This window comes from Candidatus Streptomyces philanthi (genome assembly GCF_059553635.1).
In genome coordinates this window covers 1-2,323 of sequence record NZ_JCANQV010000512.1, presented here as the reverse complement: position 1 = coordinate 2,323, position 2,323 = coordinate 1, and the positions used below count along the sequence as shown (strand labels likewise).

The window sequence follows — 2,323 nt, the reverse complement described above, 5'->3', positions numbered from 1 at the left end:
CCGCCACCGCCCGGCACCCCGTCACCGTCCGCCCCGCAGGACCGCGTTCCCGCCCGCCGCACCGTGCGGGGACACGCCGCTCACCGAATGGAGCCCGCCGATGACCGAACAGACCGAGCGCTCCCTGACCGGGCCGCACGCACAGCCGTCCGGCGGGAGCACCGGGCCGGAGACCACCGCGCTGTCCGCCGTGGCGACCGGCCCGGACACCGGACCGCGCCCCACCGGCCCCCTCGGCCCCCCGCCGCTCACCGAACCCCGCCCCCTCAACCAGCCCCGCCGCTGGCCCCGGGACTTCACCGACCGGCTGACCGCCCCGCTGCCCGGCGTCCGCGCCCTCGCCCGTATCGCCAAGGACGGCAAGCTGCGCCCGGCCCCCGAGACCCTCTGCCAGATCCAGGACCTGCCCTTCGCCCCCGGACCGCTGCCGCCCGCCGACCCCACGTCCGTCGCCGTCACCTGGGCCGGGCACGCCAGCTGGGTGCTGCGCCTCGCCGGCCTGACCGTCCTCACCGACCCCGTCTGGTCCCGCAGAATCCTCGGCACCCCGGCCCGGGTCACCCCCGTCGGTATCCGCTGGGAGGACCTGCCGACCGTCGACGCGGTCGTCATCAGCCACAACCACTACGACCACCTCGACGCCGCCACCCTCAAACGCCTGCCGCGCGCCACCCCGCTGCTCGTCCCCGCCGGACTGGCCCCCTGGGCCCGCCGCCGCGGCTTCACCCATGTCACCGACCTCGACTGGTGGGAGGGGGTCGAACTGCCCACCCCCGAGGGCCCGGTGCGGTTCGACTTCGTACCGGCCCACCACTGGAGCAAACGGACCCTCACCGACACCTGCCGCTCCCTGTGGGGCGGCTGGCTGTTCACCGCGCCCGACGGGCGGCGCGTCTACTTCGCGGGGGACACCGGGTACGGCCACTGGTTCGAGGAGATCGGCCGCCGCTACCCGGGCATCGACCTGGCACTGCTGCCCATCGGCGCCTACGACCCCCGCTGGATGCTGCGCCCCGTGCACACCGACCCGGAGGAGGCGGTACGCGCCTGCGAGGACCTCGGGGCGCGGGCCCTGGCCCCCATGCACTGGGCGACGTTCCTGCTCTCCGGGGAACCGCCGCTGGAGCCGCTGCACCGCGTCCGTGCCGCCTGGGCCGCCACCGGCCGGCCCCGTACGGACCTGTGGGACCTGCCCGTCGGCGCCTCCCGCGTCCTGCCGCTCCGCTGACCCGGCACCGCCCGGGGCCGGACGACCGTCACCGGCCCCGGGCCGGTCACACCCCGGCGTCCGCGCCCCGGCCCCGCAGCCGCCGCCACACCGCGGGCACGGCGCCCACCAGCAGCGTCAGGCCCGCCGCCGCCAGCGCCCCCTGCCACGGCTCGCCGAACAGCGAACCGCCCAGCACCCCGATCAGCTGGTACGTCGCGGTCCACGCCAGGCACGCGGGCAGATCACCGCGGGCGAACCGGCGCAGCGGCATCGCCGCCAGCAGACACGCCACCATCACCGGTATCCGCCCGCCCGGCACCAGCCGCGAGAGCACCAGCACCAGCGCACCGTTGTCCCGCAGCCCGCCGCGCGCCCGCGCCAGCCGCTCCGGCGAGGAACGGGCGCGCAACCGCTCCAGCCACCGCGCGCCGTGGGGCGCGTGGATGCCGCGGCTGCCGAGCCAGTACAGCCCGAGGTCCCCGAGGAAGGCCCCGCACGACGCCACGACGAACACGAACAGCAGGGCGAGGGGCGAGGTGTGGTGGAAGGCCACCGCGGCGGCCGAGCTGACCACCGCTCCCGTCGGCACCACCGGCACCAGTGCCCCGACCGCCACCAGCAGGAACAGCGAGGGATACCCCACCGCCTGCTGCGCCGCCTCGGACGGCGCGCCCTGCGCCAGCGCCGCGAGCAGCGTCACCGCGCCACCGCCCGCCGTACCGACTCCCCGTGCCCGAGCCGGTGCACCGCCACCCCGGGCGCCCGCAGCGCGGCCAACCGCTCGAACTCCTGGCCGGGGGAGTGGAACTCGTGCGGCCGTACCGCGTCGAGCCCGATCGGCCAGTACGTCCCGTAGTGCACGGGCACCGCGCAGCCCGGGGAGAGCCGCGCCACCGCCTCCGCCGCCCCGCGGGCGTCCAGATGCCCCGGCCCCAGGTACGGGCCCCAGCCGCCCACCGGCAGCACCGCCACGTCGCAGGCCCCGACGGTGTCCGCCATCGCGTCGAACAGCGCGGTGTCGCCCGCGAAGTACGTCCGGGCCGCGCCGCTGACCACATAGCCGAGCGCGGGCGCCCGCTGCGGCCCGAACGGCAGCCGCCGTCCGTCGTGCAC

The 2,323-nt window shown here is 77.2% G+C and carries 3 protein-coding genes; 1 reads left to right on the top strand and 2 read right to left on the bottom strand.

Features of this window, described 5'->3' with window-relative positions:
• Positions 1-100: 100 nt before the first annotated feature.
• Entirely contained in the window at positions 101-1,228 is a 1,128-nt protein-coding gene (locus AC51EU_RS29670; RefSeq protein ID WP_496270185.1) for an MBL fold metallo-hydrolase, read from the top strand.
• Between the two features lie 46 nt (positions 1,229-1,274).
• Here AC51EU_RS29670 and AC51EU_RS29665 read toward each other — a convergent pair whose 3' ends face one another.
• Both AC51EU_RS29665 and AC51EU_RS29660 read right to left on the bottom strand, forming a co-directional pair.
• Complete coding sequence (locus tag AC51EU_RS29665; protein WP_496270184.1) at positions 1,275-1,910, bottom strand: DedA family protein; 636 nt, start codon at positions 1,908-1,910, stop codon at positions 1,275-1,277.
• Positions 1,907-2,323: MBL fold metallo-hydrolase (locus tag AC51EU_RS29660; protein WP_496270183.1), on the bottom strand; the 417-nt coding region annotated here is incomplete at its 5' end. The genes AC51EU_RS29660 and AC51EU_RS29665, both read right to left, overlap by 4 nt.